Source organism: Sulfitobacter noctilucae (genome assembly GCF_000622365.1).
Taxonomy (GTDB): domain Bacteria; phylum Pseudomonadota; class Alphaproteobacteria; order Rhodobacterales; family Rhodobacteraceae; genus Sulfitobacter; species Sulfitobacter noctilucae.
The window spans coordinates 1,374,838-1,401,252 of sequence record NZ_JASC01000014.1; the positions used below are offsets into that span (position 1 = coordinate 1,374,838).

General features: G+C 58.9%; 27 protein-coding genes. 8 read left to right on the forward strand and 19 right to left on the reverse strand.

What is annotated here, in order from left to right:
• Positions 1-56: 56 nt before the first annotated feature.
• The 3 genes from surE to Z945_RS0116855 all read left to right on the forward strand — a co-directional run bounded on the left by surE (position 57) and on the right by Z945_RS0116855 (position 2,797).
• Positions 57-842: a 5'/3'-nucleotidase SurE gene (gene surE, locus Z945_RS0116845; RefSeq protein ID WP_025053266.1), complete on the forward strand. Its 786-nt coding sequence runs from the start codon at positions 57-59 to the stop codon at positions 840-842.
• On the forward strand, positions 839-1,495 hold the full coding sequence (locus tag Z945_RS0116850) for a protein-L-isoaspartate(D-aspartate) O-methyltransferase (protein ID WP_025053267.1): 657 nt from the start codon (positions 839-841) through the stop codon (positions 1,493-1,495). Before surE ends, Z945_RS0116850 begins: the two co-directional genes overlap by 4 nt.
• 63 nt (positions 1,496-1,558) lie before the next feature.
• Positions 1,559-2,797 (forward strand): LysM peptidoglycan-binding domain-containing M23 family metallopeptidase, encoded by a 1,239-nt coding sequence (locus Z945_RS0116855; protein ID WP_025053268.1) that lies wholly within the window; start codon positions 1,559-1,561, stop codon positions 2,795-2,797.
• 311 nt (positions 2,798-3,108) lie between these two features.
• On the opposite strand, the gene Z945_RS0116860 is transcribed toward Z945_RS0116855, so the two are convergent.
• From Z945_RS0116860 to Z945_RS0116875, 4 genes are read right to left on the reverse strand one after another with little or no spacing between them, the layout of a single operon-like run.
• Positions 3,109-3,951: an ATP-binding protein gene (locus Z945_RS0116860; protein ID WP_025053269.1), complete on the reverse strand. Its 843-nt coding sequence runs from the start codon at positions 3,949-3,951 to the stop codon at positions 3,109-3,111.
• 5 nt (positions 3,952-3,956) lie between these two features.
• Positions 3,957-4,835 (reverse strand): twin-arginine translocase subunit TatC, encoded by an 879-nt coding sequence (gene tatC / locus Z945_RS0116865; protein WP_025053270.1) that lies wholly within the window; start codon positions 4,833-4,835, stop codon positions 3,957-3,959.
• 3 nt (positions 4,836-4,838) lie between these two features.
• Positions 4,839-5,426, reverse strand: a complete 588-nt coding sequence (gene tatB / locus Z945_RS0116870) for a Sec-independent protein translocase protein TatB (protein WP_025053271.1) — start codon at positions 5,424-5,426, stop codon at positions 4,839-4,841.
• Positions 5,427-5,429: 3 nt separating this feature from the next.
• Positions 5,430-5,681, reverse strand: coding sequence for a twin-arginine translocase TatA/TatE family subunit (locus Z945_RS0116875; RefSeq protein ID WP_025053272.1), 252 nt, complete (start codon positions 5,679-5,681; stop codon positions 5,430-5,432).
• A gap of 170 nt (positions 5,682-5,851) precedes the next feature.
• Between Z945_RS0116875 and Z945_RS0116880 the strand changes: the two genes are divergently transcribed.
• A complete protein-coding gene (locus tag Z945_RS0116880; protein WP_025053273.1) occupies positions 5,852-6,550 on the forward strand; it encodes a helix-turn-helix transcriptional regulator in 699 nt (232 codons plus the stop codon).
• Positions 6,551-6,563: 13 nt separating this feature from the next.
• On the opposite strand, the gene Z945_RS0116885 is transcribed toward Z945_RS0116880, so the two are convergent.
• The 5 genes from Z945_RS0116885 to Z945_RS0116905 form a co-directional block, all read right to left on the reverse strand.
• Positions 6,564-6,932 (reverse strand): Lin0512 family protein, encoded by a 369-nt coding sequence (locus Z945_RS0116885; protein ID WP_037971120.1) that lies wholly within the window; start codon positions 6,930-6,932, stop codon positions 6,564-6,566.
• Positions 6,925-7,287 carry a Lin0512 family protein gene (locus tag Z945_RS0116890; protein ID WP_025053275.1) on the reverse strand — a complete coding sequence of 121 codons (363 nt, stop codon included), beginning with the start codon at positions 7,285-7,287 and terminating at the stop codon, positions 6,925-6,927. The genes Z945_RS0116885 and Z945_RS0116890 overlap by 8 nt, the downstream gene beginning before the upstream one ends.
• Entirely contained in the window at positions 7,287-8,375 is a 1,089-nt protein-coding gene (locus Z945_RS0116895) for an ABC transporter ATP-binding protein (protein ID WP_025053276.1), read from the reverse strand. Before Z945_RS0116895 ends, Z945_RS0116890 begins: the two co-directional genes overlap by 1 nt.
• Positions 8,376-8,465: 90 nt before the next feature.
• The gene (locus Z945_RS0116900) at positions 8,466-9,587 is read right to left on the reverse strand and encodes a hypothetical protein (protein ID WP_025053277.1); all 1,122 of its coding nucleotides are present in this window, start codon (positions 9,585-9,587) and stop codon (positions 8,466-8,468) included.
• Positions 9,587-10,366, reverse strand: coding sequence for an SDR family oxidoreductase (locus tag Z945_RS0116905; RefSeq protein WP_025053278.1), 780 nt, complete (start codon positions 10,364-10,366; stop codon positions 9,587-9,589). Before Z945_RS0116905 ends, Z945_RS0116900 begins: the two co-directional genes overlap by 1 nt.
• 137 nt (positions 10,367-10,503) lie before the next feature.
• Here Z945_RS0116905 and Z945_RS0116910 point away from each other — a divergent pair, with 137 nt between their 5' ends.
• The 4 genes from Z945_RS0116910 (at position 10,504) to Z945_RS0116925 (ending at position 15,959) form a co-directional block, all read left to right on the forward strand.
• A complete protein-coding gene (locus Z945_RS0116910) occupies positions 10,504-11,517 on the forward strand; it encodes a Hint domain-containing protein (RefSeq protein ID WP_025053279.1) in 1,014 nt (337 codons plus the stop codon).
• A 201-nt stretch (positions 11,518-11,718) separates the two neighbouring features.
• On the forward strand, positions 11,719-13,338 hold the full coding sequence (locus Z945_RS0116915; RefSeq protein ID WP_025053280.1) for a peptide chain release factor 3: 1,620 nt from the start codon (positions 11,719-11,721) through the stop codon (positions 13,336-13,338).
• Entirely contained in the window at positions 13,335-14,261 is a 927-nt protein-coding gene (locus Z945_RS0116920; protein ID WP_025053281.1) for a glycosyltransferase family 2 protein, read from the forward strand. The genes Z945_RS0116915 and Z945_RS0116920 overlap by 4 nt, the downstream gene beginning before the upstream one ends.
• Positions 14,262-14,399: 138 nt before the next feature.
• Positions 14,400-15,959, forward strand: a complete 1,560-nt coding sequence (locus Z945_RS0116925; protein WP_025053282.1) for a DEAD/DEAH box helicase — start codon at positions 14,400-14,402, stop codon at positions 15,957-15,959.
• Between the two features lie 76 nt (positions 15,960-16,035).
• Here Z945_RS0116925 and Z945_RS0116930 read toward each other — a convergent pair whose 3' ends face one another.
• The 10 genes from Z945_RS0116930 to nuoI form a co-directional block, all read right to left on the reverse strand.
• A complete protein-coding gene (locus Z945_RS0116930) occupies positions 16,036-17,703 on the reverse strand; it encodes a ribonuclease J (protein ID WP_025053283.1) in 1,668 nt (555 codons plus the stop codon).
• A complete protein-coding gene (locus Z945_RS0116935; RefSeq protein WP_025053284.1) occupies positions 17,700-18,479 on the reverse strand; it encodes a type III pantothenate kinase in 780 nt (259 codons plus the stop codon). The genes Z945_RS0116930 and Z945_RS0116935 overlap by 4 nt, the downstream gene beginning before the upstream one ends.
• Positions 18,480-18,491: 12 nt before the next feature.
• Positions 18,492-19,226, reverse strand: coding sequence for a biotin--[acetyl-CoA-carboxylase] ligase (locus Z945_RS0116940; RefSeq protein ID WP_025053285.1), 735 nt, complete (start codon positions 19,224-19,226; stop codon positions 18,492-18,494).
• 52 nt (positions 19,227-19,278) lie between these two features.
• Positions 19,279-20,721, reverse strand: a complete 1,443-nt coding sequence (gene nuoN, locus Z945_RS0116945; RefSeq protein ID WP_025053286.1) for an NADH-quinone oxidoreductase subunit NuoN — start codon at positions 20,719-20,721, stop codon at positions 19,279-19,281.
• 12 nt (positions 20,722-20,733) lie between these two features.
• Positions 20,734-22,296 carry an NADH-quinone oxidoreductase subunit M gene (locus tag Z945_RS0116950; protein ID WP_025053287.1) on the reverse strand — a complete coding sequence of 521 codons (1,563 nt, stop codon included), beginning with the start codon at positions 22,294-22,296 and terminating at the stop codon, positions 20,734-20,736.
• Positions 22,296-24,395, reverse strand: a complete 2,100-nt coding sequence (gene nuoL / locus Z945_RS0116955; RefSeq protein ID WP_025053288.1) for an NADH-quinone oxidoreductase subunit L — start codon at positions 24,393-24,395, stop codon at positions 22,296-22,298. The genes Z945_RS0116950 and nuoL overlap by 1 nt, the downstream gene beginning before the upstream one ends.
• A 6-nt stretch (positions 24,396-24,401) precedes the next feature.
• Entirely contained in the window at positions 24,402-24,707 is a 306-nt protein-coding gene (nuoK, locus tag Z945_RS0116960; protein WP_025053289.1) for an NADH-quinone oxidoreductase subunit NuoK, read from the reverse strand.
• A 212-nt stretch (positions 24,708-24,919) separates the two neighbouring features.
• Entirely contained in the window at positions 24,920-25,522 is a 603-nt protein-coding gene (locus Z945_RS0116970; RefSeq protein WP_025053290.1) for an NADH-quinone oxidoreductase subunit J, read from the reverse strand.
• A complete protein-coding gene (locus tag Z945_RS0116975) occupies positions 25,519-25,920 on the reverse strand; it encodes a carboxymuconolactone decarboxylase family protein (protein WP_025053291.1) in 402 nt (133 codons plus the stop codon). Before Z945_RS0116975 ends, Z945_RS0116970 begins: the two co-directional genes overlap by 4 nt.
• Positions 25,917-26,411 carry an NADH-quinone oxidoreductase subunit NuoI gene (nuoI, locus tag Z945_RS0116980; RefSeq protein WP_025053292.1) on the reverse strand — a complete coding sequence of 165 codons (495 nt, stop codon included), beginning with the start codon at positions 26,409-26,411 and terminating at the stop codon, positions 25,917-25,919. Before nuoI ends, Z945_RS0116975 begins: the two co-directional genes overlap by 4 nt.
• Between the last annotated feature and the right edge of the window lie 4 nt (positions 26,412-26,415).

Consider the following 26,415-nt stretch of genomic DNA (forward strand, 5'->3'; position numbering starts at 1 on the left):
ACCCCACGCTTGCTGCGGCAAGGCCCCTCACCTATCAAGGCGCAAAGGGGCCAAACATGCGCATATTGATCACCAACGACGACGGCATCACCGCACCGGGGCTGGCCGTGCTTGAACAGATCGCCAGAGATCTTGCCGGACCTAAAGGCGAGGTCTGGGTCGTGGCCCCGGCGTTCGAGCAATCTGGCGTGGGCCATTGCATCAACTATGTCCATCCTACGATGATCAGCGAAATCAGTCCCCGGCGCTTTGCCGCCGAAGGCTCTCCGGCTGACTGCGTGCTCGTGGCTCTACATGATCTGATGCGCGACGGTCTGCCCGATCTGGTACTCTCGGGCGTCAATCGCGGCAACAACTCTGCTGAAAACACGCTTTATTCCGGCACCATCGGTGGCGCAATGGAAGCGGCCCTTCAGGGTCTGCCGGCCATCGCCCTGTCCCAATACTACGGCCCCGGGAACCGTGATCTGGAGGATTCCTTCGAAGCAGCCGCGACCCATGGCGGCGATGTGATCCGCCGCATCCTGGCTGCCACCCCATCCGAGACCGCAGACTACCGCCTGTTCTACAATGTCAACTTCCCTCCCGTGGCCGCCTCTGATGTGCAGGGCATTAAACTCGCCCCACAGGGCCGCCGCCCCGGCGTGGTCTTCGGGACCGAGCCCCATACAGCGCCCTCGGGCCGACGGTTCTCCTGGATCAAGGGCGGCGATCAGCAGGTGATGACAGCCCCTGGCTCCGACGCCGCCGTCAATCTCGAAGGCTACATCTCGGTCACGCCGATGAGGGCCGATCTCACAGCGCATGAGATGATGGACAGCCTTGCGGGAATTGCCACATGACCGAAGAGGCCGACGCAGGCGCGGAACGCAAGATGCAGTTCCTCTATGCCCTGCGTTCCAAAGGGGTGACCGACAATCGCGTATTGGGCGCGATGGAAAGCGTTGATCGCGGTCCCTTCATCACCGGCCTTTTTGCTGAACGCGCCTATGAAGACATGCCGCTGCCGATTGCCTGCGGGCAAACCATCAGCCAGCCCTCGGTGGTGGGCCTGATGACCCAGGCTCTCGAAATCTCACCGCGCGACAAGGTGCTCGAAATCGGCACCGGATCAGGCTATCAGGCCGCAATCCTCAGCAAACTGGCCCGCCGCGTCTATACGATCGACCGTCATCGCCGTCTGGTACAGGAAGCGCGGCAGATCTTTGCGGACCTTGATCTGAACAACATCACCGCCATTACGGGCGACGGTAGCTATGGCCTTGAAGAACAGGCCCCCTTTGACCGCATCATTGTGACCGCTGCGGCCGAAGACCCCCCCGGTCCGCTCCTCGCGCAGCTCAAGGAAGGCGGCATTATGGTCCTGCCGGTCGGCCAATCTGATGCCGTTCAACATCTAATCCGTGTCCGGAAAACATCGGATGGGCTGGAATATGACGAAATGCGCGCCGTGCGCTTTGTTCCGCTGCTCGAGGGCTTGGGCAAAGACACCTGATGGGGTATCATTCCGGCCAAATTCCGGGATACACGGAAACGGCAGTGTGATGAGGTCAAGCAGATGAATTTTTCCACAATCAAAACCCGCGCCCGTTTGAGCCTTGCGGCAGGAACCAGCGCGATGGTGCTCGTCGCATGTGGCGGACAACCGCTTGATTTCGATTTGCGCGGGTTGGGCGGTGGGTTCAGCACCGCTGAAGCCGCAACCGGCCCGCTTGCCGAGCGCCCGAACCCGGACAACCGCGGCGTCATCTCCTATCCGAATTATCAGGTCGCCGTGGCCCGACGCGGCGATACGCTTAATGACGTGGCAACCCGTGTCGGAGTGGATGTGGCAAGCCTGGTACGGTTCAACGGCATTGATGCAGATGTGCCCCTGCGCAAGGATGAAATTATCGCCCTGCCCACCCGCGTCGCCGAACCTTCGCCCGCCACCGGTGCCGCCAGCACCGGCCCGATCCAGCCCGTGGACATCACCAGCCTTGCCGGCAATGCCATCGACCGTGCACCGGAAACGCCGGGCGTACAAACCGCAGCCCTGCCGCCCGTCACCGGCGCAACGGCACCGACACAGGCGCAAAGCGGCAAGGAACCGATCCGTCACAAGGTCGAACGCGGCGAAACCGCCTATACCATTGCGCGTCTTTACAATGTTCCTGTCGCGGCACTGGCCGAATGGAACGGCCTTGGCGCGAATTTCGCAATCCGCGAGGGGCAGTTCCTGCTTATCCCCGTGCCACAGCAAAACCCGCCTGCCCGCGCCGCCGCACCAGCCCAGACCGCTGCGGTGCCGACACCTGCGCCCGGCGCTGGCTCGCCTACGCCGACACCTCCCTCCGCGGCCAAACCGCTGCCACAGGACGATACGGCCAAGCCACTCCCGACAGACACCGGGGCTGCCCCCGCCGCGCCGGTTGCGGATGTGGGCCGCACCACCAAGCCGGCAAAAGCGACCAAGATGGTCATTCCCGTTCAAGGCAGCATCATCCGCAGCTACGCCAAGGGCCGCAACGAAGGCATCAACATCAAAGCCGCCGCCGGTGCGCCCGTGAAAGCTGCGGACAGCGGTACAGTGGCCGCAATCACCAAAAGCGCAGAGGGCGTGCCCATCGTCGTGGTCCGCCATGCGGGCAACTTGCTGACAGTCTATGCAAATGTCACCGATGTGAGCGTGGCCAAGGGCGACAGTGTCGGCCGGGGCCAGCAAATTGCCAAACTTCGCAGCGGCGATGATGCCTATGTGCATTTCGAGGTACGCCAGGGCTTTGACAGCGTCGACCCCGCACCCTTTATTGAATAATGCGGCATCCGTATGAACAAAGATACACGCGCAGGTTCAATTCGCGATAAAATAACCCAGAAATTATCCAGTTTGCGCCTTATTCAATCTAATGCCGCCACATCTTCGCCATGTTTCGGGATTAGAAACAATGCAAGCGTTTAGGTTCCATTGATCAAGCTCTCTCGGGAGCAGCGTAAAAAAGGGCACCGATCTCAGCGGTACCCTGCCCGGCCTGCATACCTCATGTCGTTGCAGGCACGACGGCGAACACATGCGACGGCCCCCTCCAGCCGTCGCATGGCGCAGTCCCTACAAATGAGATGCCTTCTTCAGCGCAATGCCACGCCTTTGCGCCCTGCCAAATCAGTGAAGTACTGCCACGCCACCCGGCCCGACCGCGAGCCGCGCGTGGCCTGCCATTCGATGGCCTCGGCCCGCAGGGTTTCATCGTCAATCTGCACGCCATGCGCATCGCAATAGCCCCGGATCATCGCCAGATACTGGTCCTGATCGCAGGCGTGAAATCCCAGCCACAGCCCGAAGCGGTCCGAAAGAGAGACTTTTTCTTCCACCGCTTCGGCCGGGTTGATGGCCGAACCGCGCTCGTTCTCGATCATATCACGGGGCATCAGATGTCGCCGGTTCGATGTGGCATAAAGTACCACATTCTCTGGCCGCCCTTCGATGCCGCCGTCCAGCACCGCCTTGAGTGACTTGTAATGCGCATCATCATGGCCAAAGCTCAGATCATCGCAGAACAGGATAAACCGTTGTGACGCGCCGCGCAAAAGGTTCAGCAACCGCCCCACCGAAGGCAGATCCTCTCGCTGAAGTTCAACGATCCGCAAAGCTTCATGCGTTGCGCAAACATCCGCATGGATCGCCTTGACAAGGCTGGATTTTCCCATACCCCGCGCGCCCCACAAAAGTGCATTATTCGCGGGCAATCCTGCAGCAAACTGGCGCGTGTTCTGCACCAAGGTATCGCGGGCACGCTCAACCCCCACAAGCAAATCCAAAGCCACGCGCGACACTTCGGCCACCGGCTCCAGCCGGTCCGGCTCCGTATGCCAGACAAAGGCTGTCGCGGCATCAAAGTCGGGTGCCGCCAAAGGCACCGGCGACATACGCTCAAGTGCCGCTGCAATGCGGTCCATCGGATCGTCGATCATCGGCATTACTTCAGATCATCCTCGTCTTCGTCGAATTCCGCCAAAAGCGCGTCTTCGTCATCGTAATAACCTTCGGCCCGCAGCTTTTCTTCGCGCTTGCGCTCCACACGTTTGACCAGCTGAATCGAGATCTCATAAAGCCCGTACACCACCACAAACAGGATCACCTGCGTGATCACATCTGGCGGTGTCACCAGCGCGGCCAGCACCAGAATGGCGACCATCGCGTATTTGCGCACGTTGCCCAGACCCTCAGCGCTGACCAGCCCGGCCTTGCCCATCAAGGTCAGCAAAACCGGCAGCTGGAAACACAGACCGAAAGCCACGATAAACTTGATTGTCAGGCTCAGGTATTCCTGCGCCGATCCCTGAAAGGCAATCGCCGCCACACCGTTGTCCACGACCGTGGCGTTCGATCCTGTCAACGATCCTTGCTGGAAGCCCAGAAAGAAGTCGAACGCCAGCGGGGTCACCACATAGAAGGCAAAAGCCGCACCGATAAAGAACATGAGGGGCGAAGAAATCAAAAAGGGTAGAAAGGCACCCTTCTCGTTCTTGTAAAGCCCCGGTGCCACAAACCGCCACAGCTGGTAGCTGATGTAGGGAAAGCCCAGCACCAACCCGCCCAGCAAAGAGATCGAGATGGCGACAAAGAAACCTTCCTGCAGCTTGATCAGGATCAGCCCGCAATCTTCCTGCCCCCGCTCGGCCATGGCAGAACACAATGGATTGGTCAAAAAGTTGAAAATGGGGTTCCAGACCGTAAAACAGATCACCATCCCGATAATAAAAGCGATCACCGAATGGATCAGCCGCGTGCGCAACTCTGCCAAATGCTCAATCAGCGGTGCTGCGCTGTCGTCAATATCGTCCGTAGCGCTCATGCTCTATTCTTTCTTCGCCGCTGCCTTCTTGGCTGGCGCTTTCTTGGCCGCTGGGGCTTTCTTCGGGGCTGCCTTCGCCGGGGCCTTCTTGCCTGCGGGTTTTGCCGCTGCAGCCTTTTTCGGTGCCGCTTTCTTTGGCGCGACTGGCGTATCCGGCTTCAAAGCCGCCTCTGCCGCCACAGCCCGCGCCTCTGCCTCTGCCGCCTCGCGTTTCAACCGTTCCGCCCCGGACCGCGCCGAACTTGCCTGAACCTTTTTAAAGTCCTCGGCCTTCTTCGCTGCCAGCTTGCCGGTTTCGCTTTCCGGATCCAGATCGGTCAGTGATTTGGTCGCGGATTTGACGCTGTCCATTGCGCTGCCGACAGGGTTGGTCGCCACCTTGAGCGATTTGTTGATCGAGGTAGACATCTCGCGCATGCCGCTCTCGTCAGCCGCGTCGTTCATTGCACTCGAGAACTCGCGGGCCATGCCCTTGGCCTTGCCCACAAACTGCCCGACCTTGCGAAACATCATCGGAAGGTCTTTGGGCCCGACGACAATCAGGGCCACGATCCCAATAAGCAGTAATTCGGTCCAACCCAGATCGAACACGGCTTATACCTGCGTCTTGTCGGACTTCAGGTCGGTCTTGGGGTGCGTGCCTGTGTCGGTGTGCGATGGCAGCTCGGCGCTCTCGATCTCGCTGGCTTTCGTCACATCCTCGTCGCCCTCGCTCACGCCTTTCTTGAAGCTGGTGATGCCCTTGCCGACCTCACCCATCAGGCTGGAAATCTTGCCACGGCCAAAAAGCACCAGAACCACGACCGCAATCAGCAGCAGGCCCGGCAATCCAATATTATTCAACATCTCACGTCTCCCATAGGTCAAAGCAGGCAAGCCCGCATATCGTCAGCTTCTTCTTAGGAAATCACCCGGCGCGCGCAAAGCCCCAAAGGCCAGCGCAGTCCGATCTCGCCACTTGAAGAGCAATAGAATCTCACCTTGCCGCACCCTCCTGACAGGTTTATGTCAGGAGCATGACCCGTAAGGACCGCCTTTTTGCTCTGATCGACCATTTGCGTGACGGGGACACCCACCGCGCGGAAACGCTGGCTGCGCGCTTTGGGGTCTCAGTCCGCACCATTTACCGCGATATGGACAGGCTCGCGGCCTCCGGTCTCCCCCTGCGCGGTACCCGCGGCAGCGGCTATCAACTGGTCCCCGGCATCAGCCTGCCTCCCCTCACTTTGTCTGAAGATGAACTGGAAGCGCTGAACCTCGGCCTCGCCATCGTGGCGCAGGCCGCCGACAACAGACTGCGCCGCGCCGCCGACAGCCTGACCGCAAAGCTGGACACGGCATTGCCTACGAAAACAATCGCCGAAGCGGCGCAATGGGCCGACGTCCTCAGCCCCTTTGCCGATCCCACCCGCAATCTGCGCCATATGCCATTGCTACGCTCTGCCCTCGAAGCCCGCCAAAAAGTCCGGCTGACCTACACCGGCACAGAGGGCACCGTCACCAGTCGCATCATCCGCCCTTTGCATCTAGGCTACCTCGGCCGTATCTGGACCCTGACCGCTTGGTGCGAAACCCGCGACGCCTTCCGCGTCTTCCGCCTTGATCTGATGGAAAGCGCCGAAGCCCTGCCAGAGCTTTTCACCGATGAACCCGGCAAACGTCTGGCCGACTACGCCCCGGATCAGCGCACCCCACCCCCGGCTTCACCCTTTTAGAAATACCAAAGAGCTACTTCCGCAGCCGCCACCCGGTCTGCGGCGACAGAAATGCCTCGACACTGGCCTGCGCGATCACGATCGTATCGCCGCCCGTCGGCACATTCAGCCCGCCCGGCACCGCCGTCACCTCCGCCTTGCCACGCGGCAGTTGCGCGGTCAAAGCCTCCAGATCGACTTTCCCGGGTTCCTGAACGCCAACAGTCACAAGCACACGCATTTCCGCATGCGCCACTTCCGTGACAGCGAAGAGCGGCAGCGACGAGTGGCGCAGGGCGTCTTCAATTGCCCGTCCGGCCGCCTTGGTGTAATCCATCCCGTGCAGGTCATTGCCCATGCCCATCTCAATGATCACCCGGTGCGTCGCGCTCACATCATCCATCGGCACGCTCCATGTCAAACCCGACCGAAAGGGCGACATTCGCCATAATCGTCGGATGACCGTCGCCTTCCTGCCCCATGGGGCGCGGCACATCCAGGCCGCCTTTGGACACGCGTACGGTCACATGGCCATAGGGAAAAACAGACTTCAAAACCTCTACATCAACCTGGTCAGGCTCCTGAACTCCGATATCAAGTGTGATCTGCATGTCTTTCTTATCAAACCCGAAAAGCTCTGCCAGATTGATCGAGTTGTGCCACAACGCATCGCGCACGGCCCGTTCGGCAGCCTGCGTGTAATCACCGCGTCGCAAAGAAGATCCCATCCCGAATTCCACCAACAAAGTCTCAGCCATCACGTCTCCCTTTCAGGAAATACAAAACACCGGTCGCGCGGAATTGTCAGCCACATCACGGCCCCCGGTTGCGGCAAAAATACATTGGGTACTGTAGCCCGCAAACTTGATCCGTCATGGTCCATCACGAACTCGACAAGGCTCTCCGACCCCATAAAGCGCGCCCGACTGACCACTGCCCGCGCCGGTGTGCCTTCCTTGGCAGTGGGGTTCGGCCCCTTGCCCGCCCGGTCAAAATCAATCCGCACATGCTGGGGCCGGAACACGATCTGAACCTGTGTGCCATCGGCAACGCCGGGGGCCAGAAACCGACCAAAGGCAGTCTGGGCCAGCGCCCCCTGCACCGTAGCCTCCACAACATTGGCATCACTGAAAAACGCCACCGCCGCCCGGTCGATGGGCCGCGTATAGACATTATAGGGCGCGCCTTGCTGCACAATCACGCCGTCGCGCATGAGCGCAATCTCGTCGGCCATCCGCATCGCCTCGTCAGGCTCGTGGGTCACAAGCAATACGGCGGTGTCTTCCTCCTTGAGGATGCTCAGGGTCTCGTCACGGATGCCGTCCCGCAAACGGTTGTCCAAGCCCGAAAACGGCTCGTCCATCAACATGATGCGCGGCCTGGGGGCCAATGCCCGCGCCAGCGCCACGCGCTGCTGCTCTCCGCCCGACAGCTGGTGCGGATAGCCGTCGATGAACCGCAGCAGATCCACCCGCTTTAGCAGTTCCTCGACGCGGGCGCGCTTTTCAGCCTTGGTCCCCTTCAGCCCGAAAGCCACGTTGTCAGCCACGCTAAGATGCGGAAACAGCGCGAAGTCCTGAAACATCAGGCCAATCTCGCGGCGCTCCGGCGGTACGCGAAACACGGTATCGCAGATCAGATTGCCATCCACATGGATCGTGCCGCTGTCCTGCATCTCGACCCCCGCGATCATCCGCAAGGTCGTGGATTTACCGCAACCCGATGGCCCCAGCAGACAGGTCACCTGCCCCGGCATGATTTTGAGCGAGACGCCATCCACCACCGCGCGGCCTTGATAGCTGCGGCGCAGGTCTTTGATCTCGAGGCGTGGGGCGAGTGAAGTCATTGATACCCGATAGATTTACTCAGGCTCAGCTATCAGCCCTGCCGCAGCGCTGCAAGCGCTCCGGCCCTGCCTGCGACCATCAGGACCGGGTTATTGGACCAGATCAAATCCGGCGCGTGCCACATCAACCCCGTTAACCTGCAACACGACCGCATGTGCACCGGGATGAAGCGTGAAAGTCGTCGCATTTCCCTTCAACAGATGCCGCTTTGACAAAACGAGCTGCGTGCCGGCAGTGATCCTAGCCGCCTTCAGCTTGAAAACTTTCTCGGCTTGATTGCCTCCCGGCCGGGCAAAGACTATCCGGTAGTCGACCATCACCGGTACGTCGGTTTCCGCCTGCAGGGTGCAGAAAATCTCCAACCGCTCCCCGATCCGCACAACCTCTGCGCCCAGCGACAGGTCCGCTGTCACCGGGACATCACGCCGGTAGCCCAAAAGCGCCAGCGCCCCCGTATGGCCTTGCTTGACGAGCACCCGCAGCGCATGGCGGGTCATCCACTCCAGCTCCTTTGCCTCCTGCGCGCCCGTTTTGGACCAGTCCCGCAGCAGATCAAGCACGACCTCAGGCTCTGCCTTCGCAATGTCATTCAGATGATTGGCAACCGAGCGCGTCACGAACCGCGTTCTGTCCGCATACAGCTCTTGCAACAAAGGCACCCGCTGGGCTGTTTCCAATTGCACGGCCTTGGCCCAAGGCAAACGCGGTCGCGTGCCTTCGCTGACCAACCTGCGAACGTGGTAGTTGTCGTCCTTGGCCCAGATTGCCAACCGCGCCAGCGTTTCCTCAGGCCAGCGGTTCAAAAAAGGGCGAATGTAGAATTCCATCGAAAACCGCTGCGTTGCGCGATACAGCAACTCAAGCGCCCGGTCCCGATGATCTTCCAACCCGTGCCGTACGGCCAGTATTCCCGGCAGTGCGTGGATGAAATGGCCAAAATCATCGTCGCGAAGGGATGGGTCCAGCGGCGCGGGCATGGCTGCTTCAAGCTGGTCGGCCATCGTTGCAAAGTCCGGTGCCAACTGCCGCTCCAGACAATCAGCCATCCAGTCCAGCCGCGCCAGCAATTCCCGCTCTGCGAACCCTGCCAGCGCGTCGGCTTTGAACCGCGCCGCGTCGAACCCCGGCATGCCAGCGGCATATTCTGCCGCCAGCTGCCCGACAGTTTCGGCGTTAAAAAGATGGTCTTTCAGTGAAAACCGGTTTTCCATCACATCGTCAGGTTTGTGGCTCCGCCATCCAGCAACAGGTTCTGCCCGATGATAAACCCGGCATGCTGCGAGCATAGGAATGCACAGGCCTGTCCGAACTCCTCGCGCGTGCCGTAGCGCCCTGCCGGAATACCCGCCGCGCGTTCGGCGCGTGCCTCGTCCAGCGTGATACCCTTTTGCTTGACCACACCGCCATCCAGCGCATCGGCGCGGTCCGTTGCGTGGATCCCCGGCAGGAGGTTGTTGATCGTCACACCTTTGCCCGCCACCTGACGGCTGGTGCCCGCCACATAGCCGGTCAGACCCGTGCGGGCCGAATTGCTCAGCCCCAGAACGCCAATGGGCGCGCGCACGGATTGCGAGGTGATGTTGACCACCCGGCCCCAGCCACGGTCCATCATGCCCGGCACCAGTGCCTTGATCAGCGCGATCGGGGCCAGCATATTGGCGTCCAACGCCTTGATGAAATCCTCACGGTCCCAATCGCTCCACATGCCGGGGGGCGGCCCACCTGCATTGTTGACCAGAATATCCACATCACCCGCCGCTTCGATCACCATCGCCTGACCTTCTTCGGTTGCCACATCCGCAGCAACTGTCGTGATCGTAACGCCGTACTCCTGACGCAGCCGTTCGGCCGATGCCTCCAATGCTTCCGCGCCCCGTGCATTCATGACGAGGTCAACGCCTGCTTCGGCCAACGCCTCTGCACAGCCCAGTCCCAACCCTTTTGATGATGCGCAAACCAGCGCCGTCTTACCTTTGATCCCAAGATCCATGACCGATTCCTCCAATTGTTGCACAAGAGTTAACCAGCTTCCGACCCAACTGCCAGCAAAACACCCCGCGCTTGACCCAAGCCTGTCACAATCCTAGCCTAAGCCGCTGCCAACGCCCTCAGTCCGAAAGGTGCCCCATGGCCCGTTCCCGTCCCGCGCCTGCGCAAAGTCTGCCTGTCTACCGTGCCGCGGATTTCACCTGCACGGACGGGGCCAATATGGGTGATCCGGTGACCATCGCGTCTGAATTGCTGCTGGATGACATCTATGAACTGCCGTTCGGGCAGGACCTGCAGCGGCTGTCGGTTATTGCCGACAGCACCGGCCCTTTCCGCGTGTCATCCGAAACCGCAGTGGGCACGCCGCAGGCCGTTTTACATATCGACTGCGCGCTTAGCTTCATGTCACCCGACGGCATGACCCATGAAACACTTTTGCTAGTCGAGGTCGACGAAGACGGTACCATCGCCGATATCTATCTGCTGCCACTTTCAGCTTTGAAAAGCAGCGTCGAATACCGGCTCGTCGGCATCGACACCACGACGGCACGCCAGAAGTTCGCGCAGGTCGCCTGTGTCTCCTTCACCCGCGGCACCCACATCACGCTGGCTTCCGGCGAACAGCGCCTGATCGAAGAGCTCGAAGTTGGCGACCGCGTTCTGACCCGTGACGACGGCGTGCAGAAAATCCGCTGGATCGGGCAATCTACCGTGCGCGCAGTGGGCGAATTCGCCCCGATCAAAATCCACGCAGGCACGCTGCACAACGAAAACGACCTGATCGTCAGCCCCGACCACCGCCTGTTCATCTACCAACGCAGTGACGAACTGGGCGCAGGCCAATCCGAAATCCTGGTGAAAGCCCGCCATCTGGTCAACGGCTATACCGTTACAGTTATGGACGGCGGTTTTGTCGACTACTTCCAGCTTTTGTTCGACAGCCACCAGATCATCTATGCCGAAGGCATCGCCGCCGAGACGATGCTGATCGACACCCGCACAAAATCTGTCCTCCCCGCCGACCTCTCCGCCGCCATGGGCGACGTGATCCCCGGCCACTCCGACCTGCCTCACGCTGGTCTGGACGTTAACGAAGCGCTGCTGAGGCGACCCGATGCAGCAGAGTTGCTGCGCAAAGCGTCGAGCCGGTAGCACTAGGCCAAGTTTACGACATAGATTAAACGCGCAAATACTGCCGCCTCACCGCAGACCGGCCTTAGATATATGTCAAACCCTTGCCCTCGCCCGTATGTAAGGTATGTGTACGCTCGGTGTGCGTTGGGTGACTATTTACGCTTTGTACATCTTTGAACTGCCCTTTCGGGTACACTCACATCAGGAACGCCGTGCAAGATGCTGGATAGCAACCCAAATCGCCCCGAGCTGCCACCCGAAATCGCACGGCGCCGGACATTTGCGATCATCAGCCACCCGGATGCCGGCAAAACCACGCTGACCGAGAAATTTCTGCTGTTCGGCGGCGCGATCCAGATGGCAGGGCAAGTCCGCGCCAAGGGCGAAGCACGACGCACGCGCTCTGATTTTATGGCTATGGAAAAGGACCGTGGCATTTCTGTCTCTGCCTCCGCAATGTCCTTTGATTTTGCCAGCCGGAACAAGAACTTCCGTTTCAATCTTGTGGATACACCGGGGCACTCGGATTTCTCTGAGGACACCTACCGCACGCTGACAGCCGTTGACGCCGCGGTGATGGTCATCGACGGTGCCAAGGGCGTTGAATCCCAAACGCAGAAACTGTTCGAGGTCTGCCGCATGCGAGACCTGCCGATCTTGACCTTCTGTAACAAGATGGACCGCGAAAGCCGCGATGTCTTTGAGATCATTGACGAAATACAACAGAACCTCGCCATCGATGTAACACCTGCAAGCTGGCCCATCGGCGTCGGCCGCGACTTTATCGGCTGCTACGATATTCTGCGCGACCGTCTGGAACTGATGGACCGCGCCGACCGCAACAAGGTGGCGGAGAGCATTGAAATCAACGGCTTGGACGATCCGGCGCTGGCCGAACACGTCCCCGCCGCATTGCTGGAAAAACTGCGCGAAGATCTTGAGATGGTGCGCGAGTTGATGCCACCGCTTGACGCCGATTTGATGGCCGAAGGCTCGTTGACTCCCATCTGGTTCGGCTCGGCCATCAACTCTTTCGGGGTGAAGGAATTGATGGAAGGCATTGCCAAATTCGGACCGGAGCCGCAGATCCAGAACGCCACACCAAGGCAGATTCTCCCTGAAGAACCAAAGGTTTCGGGCTTTGTCTTCAAAGTTCAGGCGAACATGGATCCCAAGCACCGCGACCGCGTGGCCTTTGTGCGCCTTGCCTCGGGGCATTTCCTGCGCGGCATGAAAATGACCCATGTGCGCACCAAGAAGCCTATGACCATTTCCAACCCTGTGATGTTCCTCGCCTCCGACCGCGAATTGGCCGAAGAGGGCTGGGCCGGCGATATCATCGGCATCCCTAACCACGGCCAGCTGCGCATTGGCGACACATTGACCGAAGGTGAGGCTCTCCGGGTGACCGGCATCCCCTCCTTTGCGCCGGAGCTGTTGCAGGGCGTCCGTGCGGGTGACCCTCTAAAGTCAAAACATCTCGAAAAAGCTCTGATGCAATTCGCAGAGGAAGGGGCCGCTAAGGTTTTCAAGCCTTCCATCGGCTCCGGCTTTGTTGTGGGCGTTGTTGGCCAGTTGCAGTTCGAAGTGCTGGCCAGCCGGATCGAGCTTGAATACGGCCTGCCGGTACGCTTTGAACCCTCGCAGTTCACCTCTGCTCGTTGGGTGAACGGAGACAAGCAAGCCGTTGATAAATTTACCGAAACCAACAAGCAACACATCGCCCACGACCATGATGGAGACATTGTTTATCTGACCCGCCTGCAGTGGGATATTGACCGGGTGGAGCGCGATTATCCGGATGTGCGATTGACGGCCACGAAAGAAATGATGGTGTGACAAGCTGGGGTCTGAGTGCAACGATCAAGGCCCCCACGCCCGAGATTCTGCGCTTTGTCGCCTACCATCTGGAGGCCGGAGCGCAGCGGCTTTATATCTATCTCGACGATGACAACCGCAATGCGTTTGACGCGCTGAAACCCCACCCCAAGGTACGACCTGTTCTGTGTGACAGCGATTGGTGGAACGGCAAACCGCCTAAAAAGCATCAGGTCAGGCAAAGCCGCAATGCGACGCATGCCTACCACCGCCGCGACACCCCAGATTGGCTGATCCACATGGATGTGGACGAGTTTCTGATCACAGAGCGGCCCGTCGCGGACATTTTGGCGGCCCTGCCCGCGGACCAACCCATCGCCCGCATCCGCCCGATGGAACAGCTCGCCGGCGACGGCAGTGCCTTCAAAGCTTTCGTGCCCAACGGTCCCGATCGCACCCGCATCGTCGATGCCCTTTATCCGACCTATGGGGCCTATATCAAAGGTGGTTTCTTAAGCCATCTGGCCGGAAAGCTGTTTGTGCGCAGCGGTTTGGACGATGTGCGTATCCAGATCCACAATGCGTTCCAACACGACACAATGCTGCCTGGTCCCGAAGACACCGACGGGATCGAGCTTGCTCATTGCCATGCCAAGTCTTGGGACGACTGGCTCTCTGCCTATCGCTACCGGTTGGAAAAAGGATCCTACCGCCCCGACCTCGCCCCCAACCGCCCCCGCGACAGGGGTGGGCTCTCGATGCACGAAGTATTCTCGATGATCGAAGCCGAGAGTGGCGAAGCGGGCCTGCGTGCCTTCTTCGACGAAGTCTGTGCCGATACGCCGCTATTGCGCGACCGTTTGGCGCAACACGGTCTGCTGCGGCGGGCGAAACTTGATCTAAATATCACAATGGCGCGACATTTTCCCGACCACACAGCCTAACAGGCGTTCTGTTTGACGCCACGCGCCCGAGTTGCTATGCGGACACAACATATCGCGGCAGTTGCCGCCCAATGGGCCAATCGGGCCGGTATGAACCACGCAGCGGGCCAAGTCAGTGTCCGCAAACATCGGACACATATGACAAAATTCTCTGATCTCAAGCTCAGCCCCAAAGTGCTTAAAGCCATCGACGAGGCTGGCTACGAAAGCCCGACCCCCATTCAGGCGGGTGCTATTCCCCCTGCCCTCGAAGGCCGCGACGTTCTAGGCATCGCCCAGACAGGTACCGGAAAAACCGCCAGCTTTACGCTGCCAATGATCACCATGCTGGCCCGTGGCCGCGCCCGCGCACGGATGCCGCGCAGCCTTGTACTCTGCCCGACGCGTGAGTTGGCTGCACAGGTTGCCGAAAATTTCGACACCTATGCCAAACACGTCAAGCTGACCAAAGCGTTGCTTATCGGCGGCGTCAGCTTCAAGGAACAGGACACCGCCATAGACAAAGGCGTGGATGTGCTGATTGCCACGCCGGGTCGCCTGCTCGACCATTTCGAGCGTGGCAAACTCATTCTGAATGACGTGAAAATCATGGTGGTGGATGAAGCCGACCGGATGCTCGACATGGGGTTCATTCCCGACATCGAACGCATCTTTGGCCTGACGCCGTTCACCCGCCAGACGCTGTTCTTCTCGGCCACGATGGCACCCGAGATCGAGCGGATCACCAATACCTTCCTCAGCAATCCCGAGCGGATCGAGGTTGCACGTCAGGCGACGACAAACAAGAACATCACCCAAGGCGTGCTGATGTTCAAAGCCTCGCGGAAAGATCGTGAAGCGACGGAAAAGCGTAAAGTGTTGCGCGCGCTGATCGACGCCGAAGGCGACAAATGCACCAACGCGATCATCTTTTGCAACCGCAAGATGGACGTGGATACGGTTGCCAAGTCTTTGAAAAAGTACGGCTATGATGCCGCGCCGATCCACGGGGACCTGGATCAAAGCCAGCGCACCAAGACGCTCGATGGCTTCCGCGCCGGCGATCTGCGTTTTCTTGTCGCCTCTGACGTTGCCGCCCGTGGCCTTGATGTGCCGGCGGTCAGCCATGTGTTCAACTTCGATGTGCCCAGCCATGCCGAAGATTATGTGCACCGCATAGGTCGCACTGGCCGTGCCGGACGTGACGGGGCGGCGATCATGATCTGTTCCCCTCGGGACGAAAAGAACCTCGCTGACGTTGAAGGCCTCGTGCAGCATGAAATCCCGCGGTTGGACAATCCGCTGGGTGGTAGCAAACCTTCCGAAGAGGTGGCGGCAAAGCCTGCCGATGCGGCGGAAAAGACCGAAAAGCCCAAGCGCACCCGGTCGCGCAGTCGGAAATCCGACGATGCGCCCAAACCGGCCGAGACCAAAGCAGACGCGCAGGCCGAAGCACCAAAGGCCGAGGCCTCCGTCGAAGCCAAGCAGCCGGACGACAAACCAAAATCCGACAGCCGCAGCAGATCGCGCAGCCGCGATGACAACAAGCAGCGTGACGACCACAAGCAACAGAACGAGAAGCGGGATAACAACCGCAGCCGCAATGACAATCGCGGCGGCCGGGGCGGGAATGACCGCGGAGGCAATCAGGTTGTCGGGCTTGGCGATCACACGCCAGAGTTCATCGAGTTGAGCTTCGAGGACCGTCCAAGCAACTAACCCTTAGATCGTTAGTCCACAAAAAAGGCCCCGCAGATCGCTGCGGGGCCTTTTTTGCATCTGCCTGAGAAACAGCTCAGCTCAAGCGGCTGACTACGACTGTCACTTCGGGCTTCTTGCCAATCTCTTCCTGACCGGACTGGCGCACCACCCGCTTCAGGCCTTCGTTCAGTTTGTTGTCATCGCGCAATGTGGCGGCTTTGGACCGGCCCAGAAACTGGCTCAAGTCTTCTTCCATCACGTCAACCAGCGCCGTGCCCGACTTGCCCGTCTCGGGCAGGCCCATGCAATCCACCCAAGGATCACCGAGAGGCTCGTCATTGTCATCCATGATCACGGTCACGGTGACATGACCGTTCAACGCCATGCGGATCCGGTCGCGCACAACGCCGTCCAGCGCACCAATCTGAACAGAGCCGTCCAGATACGTCCGCCCGCTTTCGATGTATTCCGCGACCTTTGGCTTGTTGCCCGACAGATCAATCATCATCCCGTTCACAGCCAGCACGCCAGTAAAGCCTTTGCCTTCCGCGATTTTCACATGCTCGCGCAGGTGGCGATGTTCGCCATGCATCGGGATCAGGATTTGCGGTTTCACCACATCATGCAGCGTCTCAAGATCGGGGCGGTTGGCGTGACCAGACACATGGTAATGGCCGTTGCTGTCATCCACCACATCAACGCCCAGTTCAGAGAACTGGTTCATGATACGGATCACGCCCTTTTCATTGCCGGGGATCGTCTTGGACGAGAACAGGAACAAATCGCCCTGCTTCATCTCGATGCCCTGATATTTGCCCCGTGCCAACTGCGCGCTCGCCGCGCGGCGTTCGCCTTGGGATCCGGTGACCAGAAGCATGAGGTTTTCACGCGGGATGCCTCGCGCTTCCTCGGCGCTGACAGTCTTCGGGAAATCCTTCATCACGCCGGTTTCAAGCGCCGCTTCAACCATGCGGTTCATCGCACGGCCCAGCAGCACGATTGAGCGTCCCGCCTTGTCGCCCGCCACAGCCAGCGTTTTGACACGCGCCACGTTGGAGGCAAAGGTGGTCGCCACGACCATACCTGCCGCCCCGCTCACCAATTCCTCAATTGCCGGACCGACAGTCGCCTCTGACCGGCCGGCCTTGGGGGAAAAGACATTCGTGCTGTCACAAACCAGAGCCTTAACCCCGTCCTTGCACACGTCGGCCCAGAGCTCGGGGTCATAAGCCTCGCCCACACCCGGTGTCACGTCGATTTTGAAGTCCCCGGAATGCACCACGCGCCCCTCTGGGCTGTCAATTACCAAGGCAGAGCTTTCGGGGATCGAATGGGAAATCGGCAGAAATCCAACTTTGAACGGTCCTGCCTCCACCTGCTCGGGCCAGGCACCGACGATCGTCAAGGCGCTGTCCGGGATGTTGTATTCATCCAGTTTCCGCCGGGCGATGTTGCCGGTGAACTTGCGCGCATAAATCGGGGCTTTAAGGTCTGCATAGGTGTGCGCTACGGCACCCACATGATCCTCATGCGCATGGGTGATAAACACCGCTTCAATCCGGTCGCGGCGTTCCTTCAGCCATGTGATGTCGGCGATGATCAAATCAACGCCGGGGCTGCCATCCATATCCGGGAAAGCCACGCCAAGGTCGACTACGATTAGCCGTTCTTTTCCAGGCTTGCCGTAGCCATATACATAGGCATTCATGCCAATTTCACCCGCCCCGCCGAGGGGAAGGTAGATCAATCTCTCACTGCTCATCTGTCAGCTAATTCCTTGTTATACTTATAAATCACGGTCAGGCCGTGCATTGTCAGATCATCTTGGTATTCATCAAAAAGGTCGGCGGCCTGCTGAAACAGCGGGGCCAGACCCCCGGTGGAAATGACGCGCATCTCGCGCTCGCGTTCCGCCTTTATCCGCGCACATATCTCACGAACGAGACCAACGTAACCCCAGAAAATTCCCGATTGCATACAGGCGACCGTATTGGTCCCAACGACCTGCTGGGGCTGGGTGATATCGACATGCGGCAAGGCGGCGGCGGCACTGTGCAACGCCTCAAGGCTCAGGTTCACACCTGGCGCGATCACGCCACCGACATAGGCGCCATCCGCCGCGACCACGTCAAAAGTCGTCGCCGTCCCGAAATCCACGATGATCAGGTCCGGCCCGAAAAGATCGTAGCCCGCCACGGTATTCACCAACCGGTCCGGGCCTACTGCTGTCCCTTCGTCCACCCGCACCTCGACCGGCAGCGCACAATCAGGTTTACCGACAACCATGGGCCGCGTGTCGAAATACCGATCGGCAAAGACCCGCAGGTTGAAGACAACGCGCGGCACCGTGGACGAGATGATAACGTCAGTGATCTCTGCCTCGATCTTTTGAAATTTCATCAGCGTGCTCAGCCAGACATAGTACTGATCCGCGGTGCGCTGCCATTCGGTCGCCGTGCGCCAGGTCGCGATAAAGCTTTCGCCGTCCCAAATCGAAAACACCGTGTTGGTATTGCCGCAATCAATCGCAAGAAGCATGGGTCTGTCCCCCTAGAAAAACACATCCGCAGCCGTGATCGCCACAGGGCCCGCCGCCGTGCCCAGGATCAGGTTGCCGCTTTCATCGACATCTTCAAACGTGCCGACGGTCTCATCACGCATGGTGCGGGCGGTAATCACCTCACCCAGCTTTGCCGCATGGGCCAGCCAGGCCCGCCGAATAGGCGCAAAGCCCTGATCGAGGAATTGCGCCTCAAGCGCCGCATATTCTGTCGCCAATGTATCAAGGAAAACTTCGGGCGGCACTGTGAGCCCCAGTTCACTCTTCAAGCTCACCGGACGCAATGCGCGTTCCTCCACCTCTGCGGCAGAGGGGGCATGCACGAGGTTGACGCCTATGCCGATGATCAGGTGGTCGCCCACACTCTCTAACAGAATGCCCGCCACCTTGCCCCCACGGAGCAATACATCATTCGGCCACTTCAGGGCAAAGACGTCCGGCCTGCCGGTCACAGCATCAAAAGCGCGGTAGAGCGCCAAAGCCGCCAGAAAGCTGCGCAGCGCTGCCACGCCGGGTTCCTCAGCGCGCCGCATGATCAACGTACCTGCGAAATTACACCTTGGCGTGGCCCATGCTCGCCCGCGCCTCCCGCGTGCCGCTGTCTGCTCTGAAGCGAAAATCCAGGTCGGCCCCGAAAGCGTCGGCAGCATTCGCTGCGCTTCGGACAGGGTTGAATCTACGGTCTCCAACACATGGCGGCCATAGCCCTGGGGCCAGCCCGTCATGGTTTCACCCTTTTAAAAATACCCGACACTGCCCGCTGACACAGACACGCGATCAATTGACCAGCGCACCCGCCGCCGCCTGTGCCGCAGCTTCCACGCCGAACATGTTGATGATACCCAACACCATGATCAAGGCCGAGGCCGTCAGGAAGATCGGCAACACACGCCCCCTGCCCTGGTCCAAGCGGTCGCTGCCGTCTTCGCCAAAATACATGAAGAAAACGATCCGCAGATAGTAGTAGGCACCGATCACCGATGCCACAACACCCGCAATTGCCAACCAGGCCAGACCCGCATCATAGGCGGCACGCAGTACGTAGAATTTGCCAAAGAACCCGAGCATCGGCGGCACACCTGCCAGTGAGAACAGCAAAACCAGCATCGCCAAGGCGCGCCCGGGATTGTTCTTTGCGTACATGTTCAGCGCAGAGATGTCCGAAACCGGCGCGCCGTCTTTCTCCATCATCAGAATAAAGGCGAAGGTGCCCACATTCATGGTCACATAGATCGCCATATAGACCAGCATCGCCTGAACGCCAAAGGCTGTACCCGCAGCAAGCCCCATCAGCGCATAGCCCATGTGGGCGATGGATGAGAATGCCATCAGACGTTTGATGTTGGTCTGGCCAATGGCCGCTACACCGCCAAGGAACATCGACAGGACCGACAAAAGCGCCACGATCTGCTGCCAGTCCCCGACCGCTTGGCCGAAGGCATCGTGCAACACCCGTGCAAACAGTGCCATTGCGGCGACTTTGGGGGCAGTGGCAAAGAAAGCTGTAACCGGTGTGGGCGAGCCTTCATAAACGTCTGGCGTCCACATGTGGAACGGCACAGCCGACACTTTGAATGCCAAACCAGAAATCAGGAACACAATACCAAAGAGCAGCCCCAAGGATGTCTCACCCGCCTGTGCGGTCGTGATGATCCCGGAGAACAAGGTCGTCCCGGTGTAGCCATACACCAGCGAGGCACCGTAGAGCAGAATGCCCGAAGACAGCGCGCCGAGTACAAAATACTTCAGACCCGCTTCGGTTGAGCGCACGGAATCACGGCGCAAGGAGGCCACCACATAAAGTGCCAGCGATTGCAGCTCCAACCCCATATAAAGCGCCATCAGATCGCCTGCTGAGACCATCATCATCATGCCCACAGCGGCCAGTGCAACCAACATCGGATATTCAAACCGCAACAGCCCACGTGCCTGCATATACCCTTCGGACATGATCAGGACGGCAGCGGCAGACAGCAGGATCGTGACCTTCGCAAACCGTGCAAAGCTGTCCTCGATGAACATGCCGTTAAAGGCGACCTCAGTGCCCTCACCCGTCAGACCAATCCACGCGGCCAGCGCCACGAAAACCACCGCCGTGGCCCAGACCAGCAAGCTGCCCATTCTGTCTTTGGTGGTGTAGACGGCCGCCAGAAGCCCCACCAGCGCAAAGGCCGCCAGCAGAATTTCGGGCAGAATGACGTTCAGATCAGCGGAAATCATCGCGCGTGTCCTTTAGTTCAAAGCTTCGGCGGTCTGGACGGCCGTTTGGCCTGCCTCTACCGCGCTTGCGTAATTTTCAACCAGCGCCGTTACGGACGGCCCGATCATGTCCAGCACCAGCGCCGGGTAGATGCCCAGAAGCAGTGTCATCACCACGAGTGGAGCAAAGATCCACTTCTCGCGGGCGTTCATGTCTTTGATCGCCTTCAGGCTTTCCTTGATCAACTCGCCCATCACCACACGGCGATAGAGCCACAGGGCATAGGCAGCAGACAGGATCACGCCGGTGGTCGCAACCGCCGCCACCCAGGTATTGACCTGGAAAGTGGCCATGAGCGTGAGGAATTCACCGACAAACCCGGAAGTGCCCGGTAGGCCTACATTTGCCATCGTGAAGAGCATGAAGATCATCGCGTACACCGGCATCCGGTTGACCAGCCCGCCGTAGGCGTCGATCTCACGGGTGTGCATGCGGTCATAGACCACGCCAACACACAGGAACAATGCGCCCGAGATGAAGCCGTGGCTGATCATCTGGAAGATCGCACCGTCTACCCCTTGCTGGTTCGCTGCAAAGATACCCATGGTGACAAAGCCCATATGCGCAACGGATGAATAGGCAATCAGCTTTTTCATATCGTCCTGCACCAGCGCCACAAGGCTGGCATAGACGATGGCGATGGCAGACATCCACAACACAACCGGTGCCATCACATCAGATCCCACCGGGAACATCGGCAAGGAGAACCGCAGGAAGCCGTAGCCCCCCATTTTAAGCAGGATTGCCGCCAGCACCACTGAGCCGGCCGTCGGGGCCTGAACATGCGCATCCGGCAACCAGGTGTGCACCGGCCACATCGGCATTTTCACTGCAAAGCTGGCAAAGAACGCCAGGAACATCAGCGTCTGCATCCCACCGATGACTTGCACCCCAAGAACAGAGAAGGTTTCGGAGCCGAAGGTGTGGTTCAGCAAGCTGACATCACAGGCCCCGATACAGGTCGTGCCTGCATCCGAGAACATTGCGACCATTGCCACAAGCATCAGGACCGAGCCGAGGAAAGTATAAAGAAAGAACTTGAAGCTGGCGTAGATGCGGTTCGCCCCGCCCCAGATGCCGATGATCAGGAACATCGGGATCAGGCCCGCTTCGAAGAACAGATAGAACAAGATCAGATCCAACGCCATGAAGACGCCGAGCATCAGCGTTTCCAACAGCAGGAAGGCGATCATGTACTCCTTGACGCGGGTGTTCACATCCCACGAGGCAGCGATGACCAGTGGCATCATAAAAGTAGTCAGCATGACGAAAAGGATCGAAATGCCATCCACGCCCATTCGGTACTTCAGCCCCAACAGCCAATCGGATTCCGTTACAAACTGGAAGCCCGTGTCATGTGGATCGAACTGGAACAGCACGAACAGCGAAATCACAAAGGTCGCTGTTGTGGTGATCAGCGCCAGCCACTTGGCATTGCGGTGCGCGGCTTTATCGTCGCCACGCAGGAACACCGCCAGGATAACTGCAGCAAAGGCAGGCAGAAATGTAATGATGGAGAGCAGGTGCGTATCCATTAGTTCGCTCCTCCGGTCATCGTCATCCAGGTGACGAGCACGGCAATGCCGATCACCATCGCGAAGGCATAGGTAAAGATATAACCGGACTGCGCCTTACCGGCGAGCCGCGTGAAGAAGGGTATGATCCCCATTGCGATCCCGTTCAGGGCCCCGTCGATGACGCTGCCGTCACCACGCTTCCAGAGGAAGCGACCAATCGCTTTGGCTGGTTTGACAAAGACCACATTGTAGATTTCGTCAAAGTACCACTTGTTCAGAAGGAACTGGTAGAGCGGTTGCTGGTTTGCGGCCAGACGACCGGGCAATGTCGGGTTCCAGATGTAGAACCACAGCGCCATCACAAGACCCAGCAGCATGGCGATGAAGGGCGATACCTTGACCCAGATTGGCGCACCATGTGCGTCTTCCAGAACATGGTTTTCGGGCGCAAAGTACAACGCCCCCTCGCCCGGCGCACCGCCAAAGGCAGCATGATGCGCCTCATCCGAGCCGTGTCCGTCTTCGGACGTACCGTGGTTGTCTTCGGCACCATCAGCCTGCGCATCCGATCCTTCGGCCATTTCGGCCAATGGGATATTGTAGAACTCAGCAACGTATTTGTGATCGCCAAAGAACGGCTTGTACCAGATCATACCGGCAAAGATCGCGCCCAATGCCAGAACGCCCAGCGGCACCAGCATCACTGTGGGCGATTCATGTGCATGTTCATGCGTATGCTTGTTGCCACGCGGCGCACCAAAGAAAGTGAGGAAGATCAAACGCCAGCTGTAAAAGCTTGTCATCGCGGCAGCGACAACCAGCAGCCAGAAGCCATACATCGACCCGCCTGCCCAAGCGCTTTCAATGATCGCGTCCTTCGACAGGAAGCCGGCAAAACCGAAGTGCGTCAGCGGGATGCCGACACCGGTGATGGCCAATGTGCCGACCATCATCGCGGCAAAGGTATAGGGGATCTTTTTCCGCAAGCCGCCGTAATTATTCATGTCCTGCTCGTGGTGCATCGCGTGGATGACCGACCCGGCACCAAGAAACAGCATCGCCTTAAAAAAGGCGTGGGTGAACAAGTGGAACATCGCCGCCGAATACATCCCGACGCCAGCAGCCACGAACATATATCCCAGCTGCGAACAGGTTGAATAGGCGATCACGCGCTTGATGTCGGTTTGGACCAGGCCCACGGTCGCGGCAAAAAAAGCGGTCGTGGCACCGATCACGGTGACGAACATCATCGCTTCCGGGGCAAATTCCATCACCGGCGACATGCGGCAGACAAGGAAGACACCCGCCGTCACCATTGTCGCCGCATGGATCAGCGCTGACACGGGTGTCGGGCCTTCCATCGCGTCGGGCAACCATGTGTGCAGGAACAATTGTGCCGATTTGCCCATCGCACCCACAAACAGCAGGAAGGCAATCAGATTGGCCGCATTCCAGTCGGTCCAAAGGAACGAAATGGTCTGCTCTGCCAGATCAGGTGCAACGGCAAAGATATCATCAAAGCGGATGCTGTCCGTCATCAGGAAAAGCGCGAATATCCCAAGCGCAAATCCGAAGTCCCCGACCCTGTTCACCACGAAAGCCTTGATCGCAGCGGCATTTGCGCTTGGCTTTTTGTAGTAAAAGCCAATCAGCAAGTAAGACGCGACACCCACGCCTTCCCAGCCGAAGAACATCTGGATCAGGTTGTCTGAGGTCACCAGCATCAGCATCGCGAAGGTGAAGAACGACAGATAGGCAAAGAAACGTGCGCGATAGTTCTCGTGCTCACCCGCGAAATTGTCGTCATGGGCCATGTAGCCAAACGAATAGAGATGCACGAGCGCCGAGACGCTTGTCACGACGATCAACATGATCGCAGTCAGCCGGTCCATTCGGATCGACCAATCCGTGCTCAAGCTGCCCGATTCAATAAAGCGCAGTATCTGGATATGCTCGGTTGGACCGTCCAGCGTCAGGAAAACAACCCAGGACAGGGCCGCCGCCAGAAACAGCAGGCCCGTGGTGATCCACTGGGCCGCAGCCTCGCCAATGATTTTCCAGCCAAAGCCGCCGACGAGGGCGCCGACGAGTGGGGCGAAAAGGATGATGGTTTCCATGTGCCTCTAGCCCTTCATTACGTTGACGTCTTCAACCGCGATCGTGCCACGGTTGCGGAAGAAACAAACCAGAATAGCCAGACCGATCGCCGCCTCGGCTGCAGCGACTGTCAGAACGAAAAGCGTGTAAACCTGTCCGACCAGATCGCCCAGAAAACTGGAGAAGGCGACGAAATTGATATTCACCGCCAAAAGCATCAATTCGATGCTCATCAGGATGATGATCACGTTCTTGCGGTTCAGGAATAGCCCGAAGATGCCAATGACAAACAGCGTCGCCGCTACTGTCAGGTAATGTTCAAGTCCGATCATGTCGTCCCTCGGTTCTTTTGCCCGTTATCGGGGCTTTTAGTATCTTTGCGTCCCGCTTGCCAACGGGACATGCGGTGGTTCAGCGGGTAAATCCGTAGCCGCCCAAAACGATGATCAGCACCACCACCAACACCACGATTGTATTTCTCGACATGTTGTCGTCCTTGTTTCCTGCCGTCCAAAAGCGGCCAGCAGCCATCTGTCTTTCGGGGCTAGAGCCCCTGCCCCGGTTTCACATCTTTCAGTTCCATCGTCTTGGTCGGGTCACGCATCATCTGTGCTACGACATCCTGCCGCTTTACATCCACGCGGTGGCGCAGGGTCAGCACAATGGCACCAATCATCGCCACCAGCAGGATCAGACCTGCAAGCTGGAACAGCAAAAAGTAGTCGTCATAAAGGATCAGCCCCAGCGCCGCTGTGTTCTGCACATCGGGGCTTGTCACCTGCGCGCGCAGCCCTTCCGCCGCCGCGTTGCTTTCCCAAGCGCCAAAGGCCATCACAAACTGCATCAGGATGATCAGGCCGATCAACAACGCCAATGGCATGTATTTCGCCATCTCCGCCTTCAGCTCTGCAAAATCAACGTCGAGCATCATCACCACGAACAGGAACAGGACCGCAACAGCGCCCACATAGACGATGATCAACAGCATCGCGACAAACTCGGCCCCCAAGAGCACGAAAAGCCCTGCCGAAGAGAGAAAGGCGAGGATAAGCCAAAGCACAGAGTGCACCGGATTGCGGCTGATCACTGTGAACAGACCGCCTGCGATCACGCAGATCGCAAACAGATAGAATGCAAAGACACTCATGCGTCGCCCTCTTTTTCGTCAAAGACCTGCTGTGCGAGTTCCATCGCGCGGGTCATGGCAGGCAGGCCAGCAAAGACCGACATCTGCGCAATTGTTTCTTTGATATGCTGCTCGGTCGCACCTGCAGTAATCGCGTGGCGCACCGTTTGGCGCATGACTGTATCGTTCTGCGCCCCCTGCATCGTCAGACCCGCAAGCGTCAACAACAACCGCGTCCGCGCATCCAGACCGTTTTCATTGATGGAATTGCCGAACATCATTTCCATCATGTCTTTGGGCATGGTGCCCATCATCGCCTCGAACACCTTGGGCGAAAACGCATCCATCGAAGGCATGGCCTTCGCCATCTCCTGCGCCTGCTTCATCATCGCTTCAAAGGGGTTTACGGGGTCACTCATCGGTAGGGCGCATCCATCTCGAGGTTGCGGGCAATCTCGGCTTCCCAACGCTCGCCGTTGTCGAGCAGCTTTTCCTTGTCGTAGTACAGCTCTTCGCGCGTCTCGGTCGAAAACTCGAAATTCGGCCCTTCGACAATCGCATCCACAGGGCAGGCTTCCTGACAGAAACCGCAGTAGATGCATTTGGTCATGTCGATGTCATAGCGCGTCGTGCGGCGCGAACCGTCGGCGCGCGGCTCCGCATCAATGGTGATCGCCTGCGCAGGGCAGACCGCTTCGCACAGTTTGCACGCAATGCAGCGTTCTTCCCCGTTGGGATAGCGGCGCAAGGCGTGCTCTCCACGGAAACGAGGCGACAATGGCCCCTTTTCGTGCGGGTAGTTCAAAGTAGCCTTAGGCGCAAAGAAATAGCGCATGCCTAGCATGAACGCCTTCACGTAGTCGGTCAGCAGGAAATATCCGGCTTTGCGGGAGAAATCTGTTTGGCTCATATCA